This window comes from Sulfurimonas sp. (assembly GCF_023228785.1).
Classification (GTDB): Bacteria; Campylobacterota; Campylobacteria; order Campylobacterales; family Sulfurimonadaceae; genus Sulfurimonas.
Genome location: NZ_JALOAN010000014.1, coordinates 1 through 18,535 on the forward strand (window position 1 = coordinate 1; position 18,535 = coordinate 18,535).

18 protein-coding genes are annotated in these 18,535 nt (G+C 35.8%); 10 read left to right on the top strand and 8 right to left on the bottom strand.

Annotated features, from left to right (window positions below):
• Nucleotides 1-249 precede the first annotated feature (249 nt).
• Nucleotides 250-1,113 carry an SPASM domain-containing protein gene (locus tag M0Q24_RS05090; RefSeq protein WP_295048071.1) on the top strand — a complete coding sequence of 288 codons (864 nt, stop codon included), beginning with the start codon at nt 250-252 and terminating at the stop codon, nt 1,111-1,113.
• Here the strand turns inward: M0Q24_RS05090 and M0Q24_RS05095 are convergent.
• The 7 genes from M0Q24_RS05095 to M0Q24_RS05125 form a co-directional block, all read right to left on the bottom strand.
• Complete coding sequence (locus M0Q24_RS05095; protein WP_295048073.1) at nt 1,110-2,345, bottom strand: ArsS family sensor histidine kinase; 1,236 nt, start codon at nt 2,343-2,345, stop codon at nt 1,110-1,112. The genes M0Q24_RS05090 and M0Q24_RS05095 overlap by 4 nt on opposite strands.
• The gene (locus M0Q24_RS05100) at nt 2,342-3,013 is read right to left on the bottom strand and encodes a response regulator transcription factor (RefSeq protein WP_295048075.1); all 672 of its coding nucleotides are present in this window, start codon (nt 3,011-3,013) and stop codon (nt 2,342-2,344) included. The genes M0Q24_RS05095 and M0Q24_RS05100 overlap by 4 nt, the downstream gene beginning before the upstream one ends.
• Nucleotides 2,985-3,458 carry a Spy/CpxP family protein refolding chaperone gene (locus M0Q24_RS05105; RefSeq protein ID WP_295048077.1) on the bottom strand — a complete coding sequence of 158 codons (474 nt, stop codon included), beginning with the start codon at nt 3,456-3,458 and terminating at the stop codon, nt 2,985-2,987. Before M0Q24_RS05105 ends, M0Q24_RS05100 begins: the two co-directional genes overlap by 29 nt.
• Before the next feature lie 86 nt (nt 3,459-3,544).
• Nucleotides 3,545-3,862: a multidrug efflux SMR transporter gene (locus M0Q24_RS05110; protein ID WP_295048079.1), complete on the bottom strand. Its 318-nt coding sequence runs from the start codon at nt 3,860-3,862 to the stop codon at nt 3,545-3,547.
• Nucleotides 3,862-5,103: a TolC family protein gene (locus tag M0Q24_RS05115; protein ID WP_295048081.1), complete on the bottom strand. Its 1,242-nt coding sequence runs from the start codon at nt 5,101-5,103 to the stop codon at nt 3,862-3,864. Before M0Q24_RS05115 ends, M0Q24_RS05110 begins: the two co-directional genes overlap by 1 nt.
• A complete protein-coding gene (locus tag M0Q24_RS05120) occupies nt 5,100-8,252 on the bottom strand; it encodes an efflux RND transporter permease subunit (protein WP_295048083.1) in 3,153 nt (1,050 codons plus the stop codon). Before M0Q24_RS05120 ends, M0Q24_RS05115 begins: the two co-directional genes overlap by 4 nt.
• Nucleotides 8,252-9,289 carry an efflux RND transporter periplasmic adaptor subunit gene (locus M0Q24_RS05125; RefSeq protein ID WP_295048085.1) on the bottom strand — a complete coding sequence of 346 codons (1,038 nt, stop codon included), beginning with the start codon at nt 9,287-9,289 and terminating at the stop codon, nt 8,252-8,254. Before M0Q24_RS05125 ends, M0Q24_RS05120 begins: the two co-directional genes overlap by 1 nt.
• A gap of 300 nt (nt 9,290-9,589) precedes the next feature.
• Here M0Q24_RS05125 and M0Q24_RS05130 point away from each other — a divergent pair, with 300 nt between their 5' ends.
• From M0Q24_RS05130 to murI, 9 genes are all read left to right on the top strand, one after another.
• Nucleotides 9,590-10,063, top strand: a complete 474-nt coding sequence (locus M0Q24_RS05130; protein ID WP_295048087.1) for an NAD(P)H-dependent oxidoreductase subunit E — start codon at nt 9,590-9,592, stop codon at nt 10,061-10,063.
• Nucleotides 10,060-11,418, top strand: coding sequence for an NADH-quinone oxidoreductase subunit F (locus M0Q24_RS05135; protein ID WP_295048089.1), 1,359 nt, complete (start codon nt 10,060-10,062; stop codon nt 11,416-11,418). The genes M0Q24_RS05130 and M0Q24_RS05135 overlap by 4 nt, the downstream gene beginning before the upstream one ends.
• Nucleotides 11,411-12,130, top strand: a complete 720-nt coding sequence (locus M0Q24_RS05140) for a 2Fe-2S iron-sulfur cluster-binding protein (protein ID WP_295048090.1) — start codon at nt 11,411-11,413, stop codon at nt 12,128-12,130. The genes M0Q24_RS05135 and M0Q24_RS05140 overlap by 8 nt, the downstream gene beginning before the upstream one ends.
• On the top strand, nt 12,127-12,660 hold the full coding sequence (locus M0Q24_RS05145) for a hypothetical protein (protein ID WP_295048092.1): 534 nt from the start codon (nt 12,127-12,129) through the stop codon (nt 12,658-12,660). The genes M0Q24_RS05140 and M0Q24_RS05145 overlap by 4 nt, the downstream gene beginning before the upstream one ends.
• Before the next feature lie 2 nt (nt 12,661-12,662).
• Nucleotides 12,663-14,093, top strand: a complete 1,431-nt coding sequence (locus tag M0Q24_RS05150) for a Ni/Fe hydrogenase subunit alpha (RefSeq protein ID WP_295048094.1) — start codon at nt 12,663-12,665, stop codon at nt 14,091-14,093.
• Nucleotides 14,093-14,530, top strand: a complete 438-nt coding sequence (locus M0Q24_RS05155; protein ID WP_295048096.1) for a hydrogenase maturation protease — start codon at nt 14,093-14,095, stop codon at nt 14,528-14,530. Before M0Q24_RS05150 ends, M0Q24_RS05155 begins: the two co-directional genes overlap by 1 nt.
• A gap of 39 nt (nt 14,531-14,569) precedes the next feature.
• Entirely contained in the window at nt 14,570-15,061 is a 492-nt protein-coding gene (locus M0Q24_RS05160; protein ID WP_295048098.1) for a MarR family transcriptional regulator, read from the top strand.
• Between the two features lie 113 nt (nt 15,062-15,174).
• Nucleotides 15,175-16,515 carry a transcription termination factor Rho gene (gene rho / locus M0Q24_RS05165; protein WP_295048100.1) on the top strand — a complete coding sequence of 447 codons (1,341 nt, stop codon included), beginning with the start codon at nt 15,175-15,177 and terminating at the stop codon, nt 16,513-16,515.
• Nucleotides 16,515-17,258: a glutamate racemase gene (murI, locus tag M0Q24_RS05170; RefSeq protein WP_295048102.1), complete on the top strand. Its 744-nt coding sequence runs from the start codon at nt 16,515-16,517 to the stop codon at nt 17,256-17,258. The genes rho and murI overlap by 1 nt, the downstream gene beginning before the upstream one ends.
• A gap of 213 nt (nt 17,259-17,471) precedes the next feature.
• Here the strand turns inward: murI and M0Q24_RS05175 are convergent, their stop codons facing one another.
• Nucleotides 17,472-18,515, bottom strand: coding sequence for a chemotaxis protein CheX (locus tag M0Q24_RS05175; protein ID WP_295048104.1), 1,044 nt, complete (start codon nt 18,513-18,515; stop codon nt 17,472-17,474).
• Nucleotides 18,516-18,535 lie beyond the last annotated feature (20 nt).

Below are 18,535 nucleotides of genomic sequence, written 5' to 3' on the forward strand. Positions count from 1 at the left end.
AGCCTTCTTTATAATTACTACTCATCAAAGCCCTATATTACGAAGTTTTATGACGGTATTGTACCATTTTAGGGATTAAAAGAACCCTTATTTAAGAGTTCTTTTAGAAAGTTCTTTCACAGTCTCTCTGCGTTGGAGTGTATATAAGTTTATTTAGATTTATATGCATTACCACGCGGAGCGTGGGAACGAGAATACTTAGTTTCACTCTCTTTATGCTAAAGTTGTAGACAAATTTTAGGAGTGCTTATGAAGTTTCATCGTGTTCATGTTGAAGTGACAAATATTTGTGGTCTTGCTTGTAGTTTTTGTCCTCCTAAAGTAAATCCTTCAAAGACTATGACATTAGAGTTTTTTGAAGAAACCATTGTTCAATTAAAGCCTTATACAAGATCTCTTGCTCTTCATGTTATGGGAGATCCTCTGCTTCTCTCAAACCTTGTCCATTACTTAGATCTAGCCAAAAAACACAACTTTGAAGTGGAGCTCACAACAAGTGGTTACTTTTTACCAAACCACGATGCAAAAACTCTCTTTCACGACTCTGTTCGCCAACTAAATATCTCGCTAAACAGCTTCAATAAAAACAGCCTAAATCTTAGTTTTGATGACTATATGAACTCTGTCCTAGATCTCTGCTCAAAAAAGCTTCAAAACTACCCAAAACCATTTATAAATCTTCGTCTTTGGAACCTTCAAGACTCTTCAGTCGCAGATCCATACAACGACCAAGTTTTTGGAAAACTTAACTCTTTTTTTAACATTGATCTAAGCACTCATCACCAAAACAAAAAAGAGTCTCTTCGCTTAGCTTCAAAAATACTACTAAACTTTGATAGCTATTTTGAGTGGCCATCATTAAAGAGTTCTCACAACAGTGACGCACCTTGTTATGGGCTTTCTTCTCATATTGGGATCCTCTCAGATGGAACTGTAGTTCCATGTTGTCTTGATGGAGATGGTGTTATAAACCTTGGAAACTTACATCACAAGAGTTTAAAAGATATTCTTACTTCACAAAGATCTACAGAGATTATAGAGGGTTTTAAAGATGGTGTTGCAGTAGAAGAGTTATGTAAAAAATGTAGCTATAAAGATAGGTTTAAAACTTAGTTCTTCTCTTGTAGTGTAAAGATATTTAAGCCATCTCTATACTTATACGCTAACTCATACCCATTCGCACTAATGATATTTTCAACTATATATAGTCCTAGTCCAAAGCCTTGATCTACTTCTCTTTTGTCTGGGCTAAAAAACGGCTCATAATATCTCTCAAGATCATATTTCAGTGCTTCACCTCTATTTACAAATATAATTTTTATACCATCTGTTTTTATAACCACCTCTTTGTCTGGTGAATATTTTATTGCGTTGTCTATAAGATTTTTTACAGCTATGCTAAAGAGTTTAAAGTCAACTCTTATGTTGATATTTTCAAACTCTCTTACTACACTTTTTTCATCGCACATCAGCAGATCTGTTGCATTGTCTATAATATCTTCTAAGTGATACTCTCTTAGCTCAACTCTCTTTTTAGTAGAGATAAGCTCCTCAATAGAAGCGAATTCATTTATGAGTGATTCTAGTCTGTAAAAAACCTTTTGCATCTTAAGGTTGTTCTCTTTTGTAGATGCAAGTTCTGTTAAGAACTTCCCCTTTGTGATGGGCGTTTTTAACTCATGCATGATGTTTCTTATAAAAACATTTCTAGAGTCTCTTAGTTTTTTTAGCTTTTTTGCAGACCTATCAAACTCATTTGCAAGAAGCGAGATCTCATCTTTTTTCTCACTCGCACAAGAGATATCAAACTCCTCATCTCCAAGATTTTCAACCTTTTGCTTTAAACTCTTTAATGGTTTTAGCTTCTTTAGAGTTGTAAGATAGAGAAATAAAAACACAAAAAAAACAAATATAAAAAGAGCAAATATAAGATGGCTATAGCTCTGCAACTCATTGTTGTTTAACAAAAGAGCATCACCTCTTTTACTTTGTATGTAGATATAGTGTTTACCATCGAGTTTTAACTCTTGTATCTGCATATGATTTTTATGTTTTTTATGTGATTTTTGAGATTGTAAGTTTGGATTTTTTAGTATTTTTTGTTCTATATCTGGGCTTATTACGGAGTAATTAAGAAGTTCTAAATCTTCTTGAAGCTCTTTTGTTATACCACGATGTTTAAACTCTCTAATAAACATTCTTATTGCTTGCATATTTCTTTTTTGAGTGGAAAATTCTTCTCTTTGTTCACTCACTTTATACAAGATCCCAAAGCTTAGTAAAACTAAAAGTAGTGCAATAAAAAAAGTTATGCTTATAAAAAAAGTTATCGAATTTCTATTCATTCTATCAACTTATATCCCATACCTCTGATGGTTAGGAAGTGTTTTGGATTTTTAGGATCATCTTCTATCTTGCTTCTGATCCTATTTACTATCACGGCGATACTTGAGCTATCTTCATCGCCACAAAACAAGTCACAGCTTTCTAAAATATCATATCTTGAAACTACAAAACCTTTTCTTTTGCACATTAAAGACATCACCCCAAACTCAGCTGGAGTAAATTTTATAAACTTGCCATCTTTTTTTATCTCTTGTTTTTGTTCATCTAAGACAAAAATTTCTTCTACTTCATCTTCTGGCATATACTTGTTTTTTCGCCTAAGAACTGTTCTTATTCTAACTTCTAACTCTCTTGGATCATAAGGTTTTGGAAGATAGTCATCAGCACCTAGTTCAAGTGCTATAACTTTGTCTGTTATGTCGCTTCTTGCACTTGAGATTATAATGGGAATATCGTACTTTGAGGTTAACTCTTTACAAACTTCTAAGCCATCCATGCCAGGAAGAGTGAGATCTAGTATGACTAGATCAAACTCCGCTAGAGCAATAGCACTCAAAGCTATAAATGGATCTTCAAAATTTGTAACTTTGATGTTAAATTTCGCTAAGTACTGAGTCAGTACTTCAGCTAGATCTCTATCATCTTCCACCATTGCAATTTTTAGCATTACAATTTTTACCTCTATTTTTTTTCATAATATCTTTCATGTCAAGCATAGTTCTTAAGTCTTTCTTTTGAGAAGAGTTTAAAACTTTATATACTTTTTCAATCATATCAGCTTTGCGCTCTATTTTTGCATCTCTATTTTGTTTTGCTAACTTTATAAACTCTTTTTTATCAAAAGAAGTCTCTGAAAATGCTTTGCTAGGATTTGGCATATTTTGCTTGCTCTCTTTAACTATAGAGACAACGTCGGCTCTTTGCTTGTCTGTGAGATCTAGCTTCATTACCATACCTACAAACATATGAGAACCTTTATGTTTGTTGTTATTTTGCTTCATCTTGCACGATTTTTCATTTCCATGATGTTTACCCTTATGTCCGTCATAAGCCATCGCCGATGTAGCTAAAAGTAGTGCAGTTGTTAAACCTAAGATTATTTTTTTGTTCATTGTGAACTCCTTTGTTTGATGAGAGAAGTATAGACTCACCACATTAACCATATGTTAATTGGAGTTTAACGAACGATTAACAAGATCTAGCTTGAGACTACTTTTAAACCGATGATAGAGAGTACGAGAGTTGAGATAAAAAAGACTCTTGCAAAACTTAGTGTTTCTGCAAAAAAGAAGATGCCAAAGATTGCAACTCCTGCAGCTCCGATACCTGTCCACACAGCATAGGCAGTTCCAACTGGGATAACTTGCATAGCTTTAGTTAAAAAGAAAAAAGAAAAAGCAGCTGCAATTACAAAAGCTAGAGTAAATCCAAGCTTTGTAAAGCCATCTGAGAGCTTTAAAAATGTTGCAAAAAGTATCTCAAAGAGTCCTGCTAAAACTAACCAAAACCACGCCATTATTCGGCCACGACTCTACGAAGAGTTTTATAAGCTACATAGAGATTATAGTATGCATTATTATCTGCATTTGTAGCTTGAGTTAGGCTAGTTTGTGAGACTAAAAGTGTAAGTGTATCTACATCTCCATAACTATATCTATCTGCAGTGATACGGTAGTTCTCCTCTGCACTCTCTTTTGCTTTTTTTGCCACGACTTTAGCACTCTTTGCTACTATAAGATCTTGATAAGCCTTTGTTAACTGACTAGCTAGATCTAGCTTTAGTTGATTTAACTCATAGTTTTGTTGATTATCTTTTTCTAAAAGAGCTTTTTGTGCGGCAAAATCTTTTCCACCTGAGTAGAGATTCCATGAAATATTTACACTATAAGTTGTTTGATCTTTTGGTTGGACTATATTTGTTCCTGATTTTCTCTCTTTATCGTTTAGATCATATCTTGCAAGCAGATCTACACTTGGAAGATATCTACCTTCTACTGCATCTCTTTGAGCAACAAGAGATTTGCTTTTAAACATCATTGCTTTTATCTCGCTACGATTGTGCATCATCTCTTCTTGGAGCTCCTCTATATTTGTAACCTCATCAACACTTGCATCAAAGTCAGAAATAGTCTCATCTTTTGAAATCTTTGTAGCTATGATATTTTCTAGTGCGCTCTTTGCAACCACAAAGTCACTCTTTGCTTTTATAAGAGCTTGTTCTGACTTTAGTCTCTCAACATCAATCATTAGCAGATCATTTTTTGCGATGATCCCTTGTTCGTACCTATTGTTCGTATCATCATACTGTTTTGTAAGTGAAGCAAACTCTGCTTCTTGTGAGACTATAAGTTTCTGCGCTTTTAAGTAGTTTGTATAAGCTACTATAACATCTAACTTTAGATCTGCTACTACTGCCTTTGATTCAAGTCTAGCAGACATAATCTCTGCCTCTTTAGAGTCTATGGTTGAAGAGTCAGTAAAACCTCTAAAGAGATTGTACTTTAGACTTAGATTATAGTTATGAGTTGGACTAAAGGAAAAGGCTGTTGTTTTCTCTAGCTCTTTATATTCAAAACCTGCATCAAGAGTTGGATGATAAGCAGAACTTGCTTCATCTTTTTTAAGCTCATTATACTTGACATTGCTCTTAGATATCATAGACTTTGGAGAGTTTTGCAGTGCTAACTCCAAGGATTCTTCTAGTGTCAAACCAAAAAGTGTAGTATAAAAAAATACAAATATTAGTGCAATTCTCATGAGATCTCCTTTGCATTTTCATCTTTTTTAAAACTTAAAAATAGATACAAAAGTGCTGGTGTTACTAAGATAGTAAAAAGCATAGAAAGAGCCAATCCACCAGTGATAACTGAACCTAAACCTCTATAAAACTCACTTCCAGGTCCTGGTACTAAAACAAGTGGTAACATTCCAAAAACCGAAGTTAGTGAACTCATAAAGATAGGTCTAAGTCTTGAGCTAGTAGCCTCAACTATAGCCTCTTTGTAAGCCATGGCACTATGTTTGATGTTATTTAGTGACTGATGAACTATCAAAATAGCGTTGTTTACAACGATACCGATAAGTATGATAAACCCTAACATTGTTAGAACATCTAGTGGTTGTGGAGCTACATACATATTTGTAAGTTTTAGCCCAATAAATCCTCCAGCAGTAGCCATAGGAACTGTAAACATAATGACAAGTGGATACAAGAAGTTAGCAAAGAGTGCGCTCATTAAAAGATATATAATAACTAGCGCAAAAAGGAGATTATACTTCATAGACTCTATAGTCTCGGCTAGTTTATCCGCCTTTCCTGCTAGTTTTACCTTTGTGGAGTCTTGTAGCATTGTCTCAGGTACTGTTTCTTTGACAATAGCAGCCAACCTCTCAATACTCTCTTCAAGTGTCATAGTAGTTGGTGGTGTCACTTGAAGTGTTATGGTTCTTTTTCCCTCAACGTGACGAATCTTAGTGATACTTGTAGTATGTTGCAGATGCGCGAGTTCAGAGATAGGAACGAGTCCTGCATTTGGAGTTGCTATTTGAGTTAAATATAGTGCTTCTGGCGAATTAATAAGCTCATCGTCTGATTTTAGTATCAGATCTATTGACTTCGCTCCATCTGCTGTATATTCACTAATTTTTCTACCATCAAGCAGTACATCTGCTGCAAAACCAAAACTTCTACTACTCATTCCAACACTTGCAAGGGCATTTCTATCTGGAAGAAGCAGAGCCTCTGGAAAAAGAACTTCTATGGATGGAACTGGGCGAGTTTGAGCGCCTTTCATACCTTGAGAAATCGCACCAAAGAGCATTCCTCCGATTTGAGTTAGTTTTTCCATATCTTGACCGCTTATGTCGATATCGATATTTCTACCCTCGCCTATTCCTTGCTCAAACACACCTCTTTGAAGCGAGATACCAAATATTCCAGGAAAGCTATTTACCGCTGGCATCATAAAAGGAACATACTCTGCCGCTCTACTCTCCTCTGTGGAGATCATTCCTTGAATAATAAGATCTTGATATGAGACATAAAATGTATGCTTAATAGGTGGAATGCCACCCACATCTTTACTATAGTGAGGTTTCATATGTTCGTGAAGCTTTTTTCCTATATCTTTTTTCTCATCTTCTGAGAGTCCTGGAGGTGGAATGAGTATGTTCATCACTAAGTTTTGGTTACCTTGTGGTAAGTACTCCATCTTTGGGAAAAAGATGAAAATCAAAAATCCTGAGAGGGCTCCCATAGATATGATTGTTACAAACTGATTGATTCTTTTTTTTAAACTCCACTCAACTGCACCCATAAAAAAAGCACCAACTTTTTTTGCCATAGCTACCAAAAAAGAATCCCTTGGCTTACTAGCTACTTCATGCTCTTTTTCATGATCTACTTTGCTCACCTTTAAAAACTGAGTCCATAACATTGGTATAACAGAGATAGATACAAAAAGAGAGAATGTGATAGCAGCAGTAACTGCAATGGCGATATCTTTAAAGAGTTGTCCTGCTTCTGATTGTAAAAATATAACAGGCAAGAAAACTGCAATGGTTGTAAGTGCAGATGCGACTAAAGCACCCCAAACTTCCACAGTTCCATCGTGTGCAGCCTCAAATGGTTTTTTACCCATCTTTAAGTGTCTATCGATGTTCTCTAAAACAACGATGGCACTATCAAGCAACATCCCCACGGCAAAAGAGATTCCAGCTAGTGAGATGGTATTTAGACTTCTATCCATCGCACTCAAAACTATAAAAGTCGCAATTACACTTATAGGAATAGCAGCAGAGACTACAGCAGTAGGTAAAAATGAACGCAAGAAAAGGAGTAAGATAACAATTGCTAAGACTCCGCCAACTGCAATATTTTGCTGAACTAGCTCGATGGCACCTTGGATATAACCTCTTTGGTCAAAGAACCAGTCAATGTGAATCTTATGTTCTGGCAAAACATTTGCATTTAAATGGTTAAAAACTTCCTCAACTTGGTTTGTAGTCTCAACAACATTGGCTGATGGCTCCATCCTAACACCATAGATAAGCGCTTTATTTAACACATCTCCGCTTGACTGTAAGATATTTGCAACTACTTTTGCATGACCTTTTGAGATCTTCGCCACTTCGCCTAAGCGTATGCTTCTTACTCCATCATTAAAAAGCACCATCTGTTCTAACTCTTCTATGGATTTAAACCTAGCAGAAGTTCTAACGCGATAAGTTCGTCTATCTATGTCCACTGTTCCAGCGGCTGTATCAATGTTTTCCGCTACTATGGCACTTGCTACTTCATCTATAGTTAAAGAGTGAGCTGCAAGTTTTGCAGGTGAGAGATTTATGTGAAGCTCATCTAGTGTTCCACCAGGAACGAAGATCCCAGCAACTCCTTGTATACGCTCAAACTGCTCTTTTATCTCATTGTCTAAAAATGAAAGATATGTGTCTATATCTCTATCATTATCATCATCTGCGATAAATCCCATCCATATGGTGGGTGAGGCAGTTGAACCTGCTGATTGGATAATTGGTTTTTCAACATTCTCAGGATAATTTTCAACCTGATTTAGCTTGTTTGAGACTTCAAGCAGAGCCTTATTCATATCAGTTGAGACATCAAAAGTTAGAGTAATTTCAGACATATTATCTGATGCCATAGCTTCATAATGAACTAAACCTGGAGTAGATTTTAGTTGATCTTCTTGTTTTTGAACAATATCTCGCTCGATCTCACTAGGAGTAGCTCCCGGCCAAACTGTAATAACACCAATCTCAGGTTCTACAACATTTGGTGTGAGTTTGTATGGAAGCTGCGAAAGAGCCACTAAACCAAACATTATGATTAAGAGAACACCCACAAAAATAGTTACGGGTTTTTTGATAGAGAGATCTATAAAGTTCATCAGTTGCCCTTCTCAACTACGTCCATATTTGGAAAAATTCTCTCATTTCCTTTTGTAACAACTCTCTGTCCAGGACTAAGTTCATCACTAAGGATTGCAGCCTCATTTTGAGTATAGTTTACTACTTTTATATTTATCATTACAGCTTTAGCATCTACAACGCTAAAGACTACATAACTGCCAAATCTTTTAATAACTGCATCACGAGGAACTAACAAGACTTTTTGTTTTTTTAGAGTTGGAACTTCTACATCTATTCGCATTCCCTCAATTAAGCTATTCTCAGATGAAAAAGAGAGTTTAAGTGGAAGTGTTCTACTCGCTGTATCTGCTAATGGAACTATACTTTTGATGCTAACTTCTAGATCTCTTTCATCTATCTTTGCTTGGAGTTTTTGTCCCTCTTTTAGTATGCCTAAGAGTTGGCTTGGAACATTTACCACAGCCTCTATACTCTTTGGATCTACTATATTTAAAACACTACTTCCCTCTGTAACCCACTCCCCAACATCTACATTTCTTTTTACAACAATAGCATCAAAGGGTGCTTTTATGCTCATCTTATCAAGCTGTATATTCATAGATAAAAGTTCAGCTTCTTGTGCCTCTATCTCAGCTTTTAGAGCTTCTAATGTATAAAAAGTAGCATCATGTGAACTTTGAGCTATAGAGTTTTTCTCTAGTAGTGCATCTGCTCTTTGGAGATCTTTTTGCTGTTTTGTAAAGTTTGCTAAGTATGAATTTAGCATCGCTTTTTTTGCTTTGATATTTGCTTCAAGGATTGAACTATCTAATTTTACTAAAACTTCGCCCTTTTTTACCGCTTGAGACTCTTTTACAAAAACTCTACTAACTGCACCTGAACTTTGTGATGCTAGATTTGAGTTGATATCATAGTATAGTGAGCCTACATAGCTTTGTAGAGCTGAGGCATAACCCTCTTTTACAACTTGAGTCACTACTAAAGAAGCTCGTGGTTTCTCATCTGCCCCTTGAATGTTTAAAAATATAATTACGCATAATAGTAGGTGTTTCATATGTTACTGTTCCTTATATTTACCTTGCTCGAAAGATATCATATCCTCTCTTAATTTATCTTTGTATTATACCCCACAAAACAATGGTGAATTTTAGAATTTTCGGATAGCTATTACATATTTATATACTCTTTAACTATTGAATATTTTGAGCAATTATTAAGTTGGATCCTGAATCAAGTTCAGGATGACGGTTTGTTTGCTCAGGATGACGCGTGTCCGTCAAAATCAAAATATTACGTTGATTTTAATCAACTTTTTCTTATAATATGAAAAATCTCTACTAAATCGGAGTCTAGAATGTCAACAGCTACTGACGACAGATACAATGCACTTGAAAAAATTATAAAAAAGCTTGGATATGAAAAAAATGCTCTTTTAGAAGTTCTTCATAATGCTCAAGGAATTTTTGGTTATCTTGGACTTGATACTCTTAAATTTATTGCTAAACGCTTACAACTGCCATACTCAAAAGTTTACGGAGTTGCAACTTTTTACAGCAACTTTAGATTAAAACCAAAAGGCAGACACAACATTGTAGTCTGCGCAGGAACAGCATGCCATATAAAAGGTGCGGATAAAATTCTTCAAAAAATCGAACAAAGATACGGCATCAAAGCAGGAGAGACGACTTCGGATGAGGCTTTATCACTCTTGACTGCTAGATGTGTTGGAACATGTTCCATCGCTCCTGTTATAGTTTTTGATGAAGATATAAAAGCAAATGTATCGCTAGAAAATCCGCTTTGCGATATTGAGGAGAGTATAAAATGATTACATCCATAGAAGAACTTCAAGAACTAGCTCAGATAAAAAAGAGTCAAAACGATGCAAATCCAAGAGAGATAGAAATCGATATGACTAGTAATTTTTACACAAAGCAAACTAGAATTGTCCTTGAAAATGAGGGGATAATTGATCCTGAAGATATAGAAGATTATATAGCACATGATGGCTATATACCTCTTTTTAAAGTCTTAGATGAAATGAGCCCAAAAGATGTCATAGAAGAGTTAAAGATAAGTGGACTTCGCGGTCGTGGTGGCGGAGGCTATCCTGCAGGACTAAAATGGGAGAGCGTCTCAAAAGTTCAGAGTGAGCAGAAATATATCATCTGTAACGGCGATGAGGGAGATCCAGGTGCTTTTATGGATAGGGCTGTTATGGAGAGTGACCCTCACAGAGTCTTAGAGGGAATGGCAATAGCTGGTTTTGCGTGTGGTGCGGATAAGGGTTATATATATATTAGAGCTGAGTATCCCATAGCCGTCAAAAGGTTGACTAGAGCGATAAAACAAGCTACTAAACTCGGTATCTTAGGACAAAATATCGCTCAGAGTGGATTTGGTTTTACTATCGAGATAAGACTAGGTGCTGGTGCATTTGTATGTGGAGAGGGAACTGCTCTTATAGCTTCCATAGAAGGTGGTCGTGGTCATCCTAGACAGAAACCACCACACTTAAGTGACCACGGTTTGTGGGGAAAACCTACTATTTTAAACAATGTTGAAACATTTGCAAACATAGCTCCAATCATTAAAAATGGTGGCGAGTGGTTTAAGTCTATAGGTACACAAAACTCAAGCGGAACAAAAGTTTTTGCACTATCAGGACATATAAAAAATACTGGGCTTGTTGAAGTTCCTATGGGAACAACTTTAAGAGAGCTTGTTTACGATATTGGCGGCGGTGTTGAAGATGGTAGAAAATTTAAAGCCATCCAGTCAGGTGGTCCTAGTGGAGGGTGTATTCCAGAACATCTCCTAGATTTAGAAGTTGATTATGAATCACTTAAAGAGGTGGATTCTATCATGGGAAGTGGTGGGCTTATAGTGATGGATGATAGCTCCAATATGGTAGAGATCGCACGCTTTTTTATGGACTTTTGTGCGAACGAATCATGTGGAAAATGTACACCATGTCGAGTAGGAACAACGCAACTTACAGGACTTCTTGATAAGTTTATAGCAAAAGAGGCGACAAAACATGACTTCACTCTTTTAAAAGAGATGTGTTTAGTTGTAAAGAGTACAAGCCTTTGTGGACTTGGGCAAACTGCTCCAAATCCAGTGCTTAGCACTATAAAGTACTTTGAAGATGAATATCTAGCAGGAATATGTGATGATTAGAGAAAAAGTAAGAGTTAAAAAATTTACAATAGACGGTATTTGCGTTACGGGGCAATCTAACCAAACCATACTTGAAGTGGCTCGTGACAACGGTATCGAGATCCCGACTATGTGTCACCTAAAAGGTCTTAGCGATGTTGGTTCGTGTAGAATGTGTATAGTCGAAATAGAAGGAAGACATGAACCTATCCCCTCATGTACTGCAAAGATAAAAGAGGGAATGGAAGTAACCACCTCTTCACCTAAGATAAAAGCAGCAAGAGAGATGATACTCTCCATGATGTTCTCAGAGCGCTATCATACATGTAGCACTTGTGTGGTCAATGGAGATTGTCAGCTTCAAAGTAAGTCCGTAGAACTTGAACTTAGTCACAGTTTCACTCCTTACTTAAACCAGAGATTTGAGATAGATGCTTCACATAAAAACTTTGTAAATGATCCAAACAAATGTATCTTGTGTACTAGATGTATCAGAGTTTGTGATGAGATAGAGGGAGCGCATGCACTTGATCTATTTGGTAGAGGTTTAGGCACACGAGTCATCCACGATATGGATGAGCCTTGGGCAGATTCAACGAGCTGCACGAGTTGTGGAAAGTGTGTCTATGTTTGCCCTACTGGTGCGCTTTATGAAAAAGATATAAGTGAAGAAGAGATTATTAAAAAACGAGAGATTGTTACAGAGCTTGTTAGAAACAGAGGTCAGAAATGAAAAAAATACGCCTAGGTACCATCTGGCTTGATGGCTGTTCTGGTTGTCATATGTCTTTTTTAGATATGGATGAGAGACTAATTGAGTTAGCCGAGTTTGTTGATGTTGTTTATAGTCCCTATGTTGATATGAAAGAGTTTCCCAAAAATGTTGACTTAACTATAGTCGAGGGGGCACTAAGCACAGATCATGACTTAAAGATTATAAAAAAGATAAGAGAAAACTCTAAGCTTATTTTAGCTCTTGGAGATTGTGCCATTACTGGAAATGTATCTGCTATGAAAAATCTCTACGGTAGTGAGGCAATTTTACAAAAGGGATATTTTGATCTCGCAGATCTAAACCAACAGTATCCATCCGAAGTAGTACCAACACTACTTGAGAGTGTTATACCTCTACATGAGGCTGTAAAAGTTGACTATTTCCTGCCAGGTTGTCCTACTCCAGCAGATGCAATTTATGAGATGCTTAAAGCTCTAATAGAGGGTAGAGAGATAAAAATACATGAACTAACAAGATTTGGAAAATAATTATGCAAAAAAAGACAATAGTAATAGACCCAGTAACACGAATTGAGGGACACGCAAAAATAACTATAGATATAAATGAGAATAATGAAGTTGAAGATGCGAAGATACATGTGACACAGTATCGCGGATTTGAGAAGTTTTGTGAGGGTAGACCATACACAGAGATGCCAGCTCTTACAGCTAGAACATGCGGGATCTGCCCAGTAAGCCATGTAGTTTCAGCAACAAAAGCTATAGATGAGATACTAGGCGTTACACCTCCAAAAGCAGGTGTAAATATAAGAAAAATCGTAAACTTAGCGCAAATGCTCCAATCTCATACGCTAAACTTTTACCATCTCTCTAGCCCTGATTTTATCTACGGCTTTGATGCTCCACAAGAGGATAGAAATATCTTTAAAATGATGCAAACACATCCACAAATGGCAAGAGACGGTATAAATCTAAGAGCCTTTGGACAAAAAATCATAGAAGATCTAGCAGGTAAAAGGATCCATCCTACAGGAATAATCCCCGGCGGTGCATCACATAAAATAGAAGAATCCACAAAAGAGAAGATCTTAGAAGAAGTTCCAGCTATGCTAAAAATAGCACAGAGTGCTTTAGAATTTTTTAGAGAAAATCTTCATAAATTTCAAGAAGAGATAGACTACCTAGGTTCATTTCCATCACTTTTTATGGCTATAACAAACGATGAAGGTACGCTTGAACATTATGATGGAAAACTTTGCTTTATGGACAGCGAAGGAAATATCTTAAAAGACAATATCGAACCTAGAGATTATAAAGAGTATATAGGAGAGGCAGTTGAGACATTTAGCTACCTAAAATCACCATACTATAAGCCTCTAGGTTATCCGCAGGGAATGTACCGTGTAGGTGCATTAGCCAGAGTAAACATCGCTAAAACATGTGGAACTCCTATCGCGGACAAAGAACTTATAAAGTTCAAAGCTCTAAATGATGGAAAACCTGTACTTAACACTTTTTACTACCACTATGCAAGACTTATAGAGATGATATACGCTATTGAGAAGATAGAAGAGCTTTTAAAGTGTGATGAGACGATGAGTGATAACGTAAGATCAACTTCGACTGTCAGTTATGAAAAAGGTGTTGGATGTTCCGAAGCTCCAAGAGGAACTCTTTTTCATGAATATCATGTAGCAAAAGATGGCATAATTACGGGAGTAAACCTTATCATTGCGACTGGAAACAACAACCTTGCAATGAACGCAGGAGTAAAGCAAGTAGCTCAGAGATTTGTAGATCCAAAAAATATAACTGATGGTGCTCTAAACAGAGTCGAAGCGGTAATTAGATGCTTTGATCCTTGTCTTAGCTGTTCTACTCACGCATTAGGGATTGTATCTTCAAGTGTAGAAATTCGAGACCATAACAAAAAAGTAATACAAGTGATTGATAGAAGCTGATGAGGGTAATCATCGGTTATGGAAATGAGTTAAGAGGCGAAGATGCTTTTGGAGTTGACACTATAAAAGAGCTCCAAAAGCTAAATTTAAAAAACACCAAGTTACTCTCTATGCATCAACTCACTCCAGAGATAGTATTAAAGCTATTGGACGCTGATGAGATAATCTTTATAGATGCATCTTATGATGAAAAAAACCACTACGCTCTAGCCTGCTCTTTAACTGAACAAAACAATCTTAACCTTAGCCACCATATCTCGCCAAAAACTATTATTCATATATTAAAGAGTTTATATAAAAATGTGCCAAGTTTTTTTGTTTATTCAATGATAAGTAAGAGTTTTGAGAAAATTGAGGATCAAAAAAGATATAAAAAGTGCATAGATATGCTTGTAAAAAACTTAGCACCAAAAGAAGATAAAGTGATATTAGAATAGACATTTACTTAAAAGTATTATCTGAGTATAATTTGCCTTATGAATTCAAATGAGTTAATTTTACATTTAAGCAAAAAAGACAAAAAAATCTCAAAAGGGAGTAGCATAGCTTATGTTACACTCCCTCTTATTCTTATCTCTGAGAAGATTTTAGCTCGCATCACTATTTTACTAGAAGAGAAGTATTCTATCTCAACTAGTGAGCTTGATGTTCTCTCCTCTCTTCATTCATCTGTAGATGAGAAACACACACTAAGCCCTACAAAGCTCTATGAGAGACTCTTTTTTTCTTCAGGTGGGATGACAAAAGTTTTAAAAAAACTAGATGCAAAGGGCTTTATAAAAAGGTTAGATAACAAAGAGGATAAAAGAAGTAAACTTGTCCGACTAACAAAGAGTGGTAAAGAGATAGTTGAGAAGTCTCTTAGCGATGTTATTGCACTTGAAGAGAAGATGTTTAGTCATGTAAATACTAAAGACAGAGCATCTTTATCTGAGCTACTTTTTAAAACGCTAGATGGAACGAAATAGCAAAATAGCCTATACTCTTGACTTTAGAGGGTTTATTATTGTAAAATCCTCCCATTAAACTTAAGAGAATCCCCTGCAAAACATATCCAAAACTAAACTAAGGTAAATACTTTATGAGTGAAAACAATTCACAAACACCCCGCAAAACAAGCCCAAGAAGCAACACAAAATCTAGAACCCATAAACCAGTTAAAGGTACAAGCGTAGAAGAGCTACGCACAAAAAGCATAGAAGAGCTTGTATCAATAGCTTCAGAGTTAAATGTAGAACATCCAAATGAGTTAAAAAGACAAGATGTTATATTTGAAATACTCAAAGCTCAGACTGAACAGGGTGGTTTTATCCTCTTTAGTGGGATTTTAGAGATTATGCAAGATGGATACGGATTTATCCGCTCTATAGATAAAAGTTTTAATGAAAGTATAAATGATGCTTATGTATCAAATACTCAAATCCGCCGTTTTGCTCTAAGAAACGGAGATGTTGTAACTGGTCAAGTTAGACCTCCTAAAGATCAAGAACGATACTACGCTCTTATAAAAATAGAAGCAGTAAATGGATTACCTCCTGAAGAGAGTAAAAAAAGACCTCTTTTTGAAAACCTCACTCCTCTATATGCACTAGATCAAATCAAACTTGAGTACAGAGAAAAAGGTCTAACAGGCCGTATGATGGATCTTTTTGCTCCTATTGGTAGAGGTCAAAGAGGTTTGATTGTTGCGCCTCCAAGAAGTGGTAAAACTGAGCTTTTAAAAGAGATAGCTCATGGTATATCTACCAATCATCCTGACATTGATTTAATGGTTTTACTTGTTGATGAGAGACCTGAAGAAGTTACAGATATGGAGAGAAGCGTAAAAGGTGATGTTTATAGCTCTACTTTTGATATGCCTGCAAAAAACCATGTTAAAGTTGCTGAGATGGTTATAGAAAAAGCAAAAAGAAGAGTTGAGTTAGGTAAAGATGTAGTCATATTACTTGACTCGATCACTCGTCTTGCTCGTGCTTATAACACTGTAACTCCATCAAGCGGTAAAGTTCTCTCTGGTGGTGTTGATGCAAATGCTCTACATAAACCAAAGAGATTTTTTGGAGCAGCTAGGAATATTGAAAATGGCGGAAGTTTAACTATTATCGCTACTGCACTAGTAGATACTGGAAGTAGAATGGATGAAGTTATCTTTGAAGAGTTTAAAGGTACTGGAAACTCTGAGGTTGTTCTTGATAGAAAAATAGCTGAGAGAAGAATCTTCCCAGCTATCGATATACTAAAATCTGGAACTAGAAAAGATGAACTTCTTATCGGTCCTGATACTCTACAAAAAGTATTTATCCTTCGCCAAATGCTACACAAACAAGATAATGAAGTTGAAGCTCTTAAGTTTATCTACACAACGATGGGCAAAAAAGAGACTAATGCTGAGTTCTTAGAGAGTATGAATACTGAGAAATAATGAAAATAGGTGTATTTGATAGCGGGATTGGTGGTTTAACTGTTGTTAAGTCACTTCTTGAACATAATCTTTTTGAAGAAATTATCTACTTTGGAGATACCGCTCGCGTTCCTTATGGTATCAAAGATAAAAACACTATCATTCGCTACGCTATAGAAGCAGTTGAGTTTTTCAAAAACTTTGAGCTAGATCTAATCATTGTAGCTTGTAATACCGTGAGTGCTTACGCACTGCAGGAGATGAGGGAGAGCGCTTCTTGTCCTGTAATAGGAGTTGTCGAAGCTGGGATCTTAGCTACTATAAATTCACTACCAAAAAAAGACTCAAACATTCTTATCATCGCAACAAAAGCTACTATAAACTCAAAAGCATATGAATTGGGTCTAAATGAAAGAGGTTATAAAAACCTTCAAGTAAAAGCTACAAGTCTTTTTGTGCCAATAGTTGAAGAAGAGATCTATAGTGGAGAAGTCTTAGATGCAACACTAAAGCACTACTTTAAAGATGTACAAAAACCTGATGCTATCATACTTGGATGCACTCATTTTCCACTAATTTCAGATTCTATAAGAAACTACTTTTCAAATGATTGTACGATTATTCATTCTGGAGATGCTATAGTAGAGTATTTACAAAGTGAGTTTGAGTTTACTCACAAGTACAAAAAACCTACTCTAAAATTCTTTGCATCAGAAAATCCAGATGCTCTAAAAGCTATCGCATCTAAGTGGTTATCTCTTTAGTCTTAGGTTAAATTGAACCCTCTGATTAATATACAAACTAGATTCCGTGTCAAGCACGGAATGACGGTGAGGAGGTGTCATCCTGAATTGCTGTCTCGTCATCCTGAATTGCTGTCTCGTCATCCTGAATTGCTGTCTCGTCATCCTTAACTCCCGCCTCGTCATCCTGAACTTGATTCAGGATCTAGTTTGCTAATTGTTCAGAACATTCAATTATTTTGTGATAAACATATAAAAAGGTTTATCGGCTAGTTGCATATCTATCCAAACACCATTGTTTTCACCGATATAACCTTGAGTTGCTTTTAAAGAGTTGTAAGTCTTTGGAAGATCAAACAAAAGCTTTATATCTTTTTTATCAAAAGCAGTTTTAATAGATCCAGTTATGATATTACAAAACTCCCCTACGCCATCTCTTAATGTTTCCATATCGTTATCACTAATCTTTTCGCCAAGAAGTGACTCTAATGTTATAATGGCTAAACTTTTTGGAAATACAAGTGTAAAATAACCTTCTAGATCACCTTTAAAATGCATAACAGCACAGATATTATCTGCATCTATGCTTGTATCAAAGCCTTTGATACTATGAGCTGACTTTTGTGCATGAAGTCCTGTAAATGAGACAAGAGTCTCAACTGCAGTATCCATAAAAACTGGAAGGTTTATTATAAGTTTTTTAGATAGAAGTAACTTATTCTTAGACTCAACAACATTACTTATCTTCTCATTTAAAGCACTTTGAGTAATAATAATATCGTGTGCTTTTTCATGCATTCTTTCTTGAAACTCTTTTGGATCTTTTGCACGAATAACAGAGTAACCATACTTTGAGAGTTCTGATGCCAAATCTTTTGAGTTTTGTTCATCTTCATCATAAAGTAAAACGCAGATAGCCTCTTTATATACCTTTGGATCTAAAAAAAGAGTTGCTACTTCTGCATTTTTAAAGAGCTTTACTTTTGTTCCTTTGGCAACAATTTTTAGTATTTTAAAAAGCTCTACATCGTAGTCAATAATAGCGATACCTAGACCTGTATTTTTAGATAGTGCATCTAAAATTTTCACTAAAGAGACTAAATCTTTAGAATTTTCTTTGTATACAGCACTTTTAAAAGAGACTAAGACAGCTTTTATCTTTTGCTCTTTATACATATCTAACTTAGAGATTATCAAACCTTGTATCAATCTAGCATTACGCTCTTCAACAACACCTATAAAGTTAACAATTGCGATACTTTTACTCTTTACATTCATCTCATACTCTCAAATTTGAT

Bases quoted from the DNA above. Each gene is read 5' to 3' on its own strand.
- M0Q24_RS05090 (WP_295048071.1), top strand. From the start codon at position 250: ATGAAGTTTCATCGTGTTCATGTTGAAGTGACAAATATTTGTGGTCTT.
- M0Q24_RS05095 (WP_295048073.1), bottom strand. From the start codon at position 2,345: ATGAATAGAAATTCGATAACTTTTTTTATAAGCATAACTTTTTTTATT.
- M0Q24_RS05100 (WP_295048075.1), bottom strand. From the start codon at position 3,013: ATGCTAAAAATTGCAATGGTGGAAGATGATAGAGATCTAGCTGAAGTA.
- M0Q24_RS05105 (WP_295048077.1), bottom strand. From the start codon at position 3,458: ATGAACAAAAAAATAATCTTAGGTTTAACAACTGCACTACTTTTAGCT.
- M0Q24_RS05110 (WP_295048079.1), bottom strand. From the start codon at position 3,862: ATGGCGTGGTTTTGGTTAGTTTTAGCAGGACTCTTTGAGATACTTTTT.
- M0Q24_RS05115 (WP_295048081.1), bottom strand. From the start codon at position 5,103: ATGAGAATTGCACTAATATTTGTATTTTTTTATACTACACTTTTTGGT.
- M0Q24_RS05120 (WP_295048083.1), bottom strand. From the start codon at position 8,252: ATGAACTTTATAGATCTCTCTATCAAAAAACCCGTAACTATTTTTGTG.
- M0Q24_RS05125 (WP_295048085.1), bottom strand. From the start codon at position 9,289: ATGAAACACCTACTATTATGCGTAATTATATTTTTAAACATTCAAGGG.
- M0Q24_RS05130 (WP_295048087.1), top strand. From the start codon at position 9,590: ATGTCAACAGCTACTGACGACAGATACAATGCACTTGAAAAAATTATA.
- M0Q24_RS05135 (WP_295048089.1), top strand. From the start codon at position 10,060: ATGATTACATCCATAGAAGAACTTCAAGAACTAGCTCAGATAAAAAAG.
- M0Q24_RS05140 (WP_295048090.1), top strand. From the start codon at position 11,411: ATGATTAGAGAAAAAGTAAGAGTTAAAAAATTTACAATAGACGGTATT.
- M0Q24_RS05145 (WP_295048092.1), top strand. From the start codon at position 12,127: ATGAAAAAAATACGCCTAGGTACCATCTGGCTTGATGGCTGTTCTGGT.
- M0Q24_RS05150 (WP_295048094.1), top strand. From the start codon at position 12,663: ATGCAAAAAAAGACAATAGTAATAGACCCAGTAACACGAATTGAGGGA.
- M0Q24_RS05155 (WP_295048096.1), top strand. From the start codon at position 14,093: ATGAGGGTAATCATCGGTTATGGAAATGAGTTAAGAGGCGAAGATGCT.
- M0Q24_RS05160 (WP_295048098.1), top strand. From the start codon at position 14,570: ATGAATTCAAATGAGTTAATTTTACATTTAAGCAAAAAAGACAAAAAA.
- rho (WP_295048100.1), top strand. From the start codon at position 15,175: ATGAGTGAAAACAATTCACAAACACCCCGCAAAACAAGCCCAAGAAGC.
- murI (WP_295048102.1), top strand. From the start codon at position 16,515: ATGAAAATAGGTGTATTTGATAGCGGGATTGGTGGTTTAACTGTTGTT.
- M0Q24_RS05175 (WP_295048104.1), bottom strand. From the start codon at position 18,515: ATGAATGTAAAGAGTAAAAGTATCGCAATTGTTAACTTTATAGGTGTT.